The sequence below is a fragment of the Phyllobacterium sp. genome, assembly GCF_037994425.1.
In the GTDB taxonomy this organism is placed as follows: Bacteria; Pseudomonadota; Alphaproteobacteria; order Rhizobiales; family Rhizobiaceae; genus Phyllobacterium.
On the sequence record NZ_JBBNAM010000250.1, the window covers coordinates 1 to 1,689 of the forward strand.

Consider the following 1,689-nt stretch of genomic DNA (forward strand, 5'->3'; position numbering starts at 1 on the left):
GTGGAGATCAACAACGCATCCTTTGCCGGCGCTCCTGCTCCGGAAGGCTTGTCGGACGAGGAGCGGAGGTCCTACGACCAGCTCGTCTTCTTCTACAAGCACGTCTATTACGCCTTCCTGATGGGAACGCGGCCGCAGACGCTGACCGGATTGGCCGACTCGCCGATCGCGCTTGCGACCTACATGCTCGACCACGACGCCCGAAGCCTTGAACTGATCGCCCGTTCCTTCGACGGCCAGAAGGAAGGTCTAAGCCCCGACGACGTGCTCGACAACGTCACGCTTTTCTGGCTGACCAACACAGGCGTATCAGCCGCCCGCCTCTATTGGGAAAACAAGCTCGCTTTCTTTGCGCCCAAGGGCGTCAAGGTGCCAGTCGCGGTGAGTGTCTTCCCGGATGAGCTTTACCAGACGCCGCGCAAGTGGGCCGAAGCCGCCTACCCCAACCTCATCCACTACAACAAGGTGGCAAAGGGCGGTCACTTCGCCGCCTGGGAACAGCCGAAGCTGTTCGTCGATGAGGTGCGGGCCGGGTTCCGCAGTCTGCGGAAGTCTGGCTGACCTTTCCGGCGCCCGCATATGCGCGCGCCTCCCTCCTTCCCCCCGGGGTACGATCATGCAACATGTGCATACTGCCAGGACAGAGACGATTGGCAGCCGAGAGAACGGCTTCGCGCGCAGCTCGGACGGGGCTCTCGATATCAGGCTTTCAAACCCTGCCGGCAATCGGCTAGGCACGAACCCGGAGCAGCTCGTCGCAATCGCCTGGTCGGCGAGTTTCGCAAGTTCATTGAAACATGTCGCCGACATCAGGCGGATCAAGCTTCACGCGGATGTCAGGATATATGCCAATGTGGAGTTATCCTCCGACGACCAGGGATACGTCGTCGGCGTTCGCCTGGATATCTACCTGCCCGGCCTGGATCGGGAAATTGCATCTGCTTTGGTTGAAGCTGCTCGACTTGAGTGCCCATACTGCCGAGCAACACATGGTAACATCCATGCCTTCTACAATCTTGTCTGACCCCCGAAGTGCGCAAACCGAATGTTGAGCCACCATGGCTCCGAAAAAGAGGTTGGAGTATAAACAGCACGGTGGAGGTGGTCAGGGGGCATGAAATGACGCGGGCGACAGGCGATGGTGCAGGTGACCTGTCCTTCGGCCCTTTTTGTCTGAATGTGGGTCAGCGCCTCCTTTCGAAGGAAGGGGTTCCTGTCGAGCTTGGCGCACGCGCCCTGGACCTTTTGATCGCGCTCGTATCCGCTCCGAACACTCTTCTGAGCAAGCATGATCTCATGTCGCAGATTTGGCCTGACGTTGTCGTTGAAGAAGGTAACCTCCGCTTTCACATGACCGGGCTGCGCAAAGCCCTCGGCGACGGGCAGGATGGTGCTCGTTACATCACCACGATACCCGGCCGCGGCTACTGCTTCGTTGCCCCGATCTCAGGCTCGTCCCCTGCGCTGGTCCGCGGTGATGACGCGGTGAAATTCAGGCATGCCAATCTTCCCAACCGCTTGGAACGTATGGTCGGGCGCGAGAGTGATATCCTTGACCTTTGCGAGAGGCTGTCGAGATTTCCTGTCGTTTCCATCGTGGGAGGTGGAGGCGTCGGGAAGACTACCGTCGCAATAGCATTGGCCAATCAACTGGCGGGAGCGTTCGATGGCGCTGCGGTGCTTGCTGAT

The 1,689-nt window shown here is 59.4% G+C and carries 2 protein-coding genes and 1 pseudogene; all 3 read left to right on the forward strand.

Annotated features, from left to right (window positions below; translation table 11 throughout):
• A pseudogene (locus AAAB35_RS17320) lies at window positions 1-561 on the forward strand (epoxide hydrolase); the annotation flags it as partial.
• A gap of 55 nt (window positions 562-616) precedes the next feature.
• A complete protein-coding gene (locus AAAB35_RS17325) occupies window positions 617-1,024 on the forward strand; it encodes an Ohr family peroxiredoxin (protein WP_025660557.1) in 408 nt (135 codons plus the stop codon).
• A 95-nt stretch (window positions 1,025-1,119) separates the two neighbouring features.
• Window positions 1,120-1,689: transcriptional regulator (locus AAAB35_RS17330; protein ID WP_340669524.1), on the forward strand; the 570-nt coding region annotated here is incomplete at its 3' end.

Bases quoted from the DNA above. Each gene is read 5' to 3' on its own strand.
- AAAB35_RS17325 (WP_025660557.1), top strand. From the start codon at position 617: ATGCAACATGTGCATACTGCCAGGACAGAGACGATTGGCAGCCGAGAG.